Genomic DNA, 307 nt, shown 5'->3' on the forward strand with positions numbered 1-307 from the left:
CAGATAGGCCAGCAGTCCCCTTATCAGCATCTGCCAAACCTACAGCAACACCAATTGCAAAAATCAACGCTAAATTCGCAAATACCGCACTACCTGCCGTACTCATGATAGTGAATACAGCTTGCAACCACGCTTGATCCAATACAGGAAATTGTGCTACAGCATTACTATTTGATAAGGCGCCTCCAATTCCCAGTAAGAGACCAGCAACAGGTAAAATTGAGATTGGCAGCATAAAGGCCTGCCCTAGCTGAGAAAACTTCTTAAAATTCATACTCCATTCCTTTCTATAACCTATTTATTATTC

General features: G+C 42.0%; 1 protein-coding gene. It reads right to left on the reverse strand.

What is annotated here, in order from left to right; genetic code table 11:
* Positions 1-274: PTS transporter subunit EIIC (locus tag C1E99_RS13935; RefSeq protein ID WP_161951233.1), on the reverse strand; the 274-nt coding region annotated here is incomplete at its 3' end.
* Between the last annotated feature and the right edge of the window lie 33 nt (positions 275-307).

This window comes from Streptococcus suis, assembly GCF_002964045.1.
Taxonomy (GTDB): Bacteria; Bacillota; Bacilli; order Lactobacillales; family Streptococcaceae; genus Streptococcus; species Streptococcus suis_U.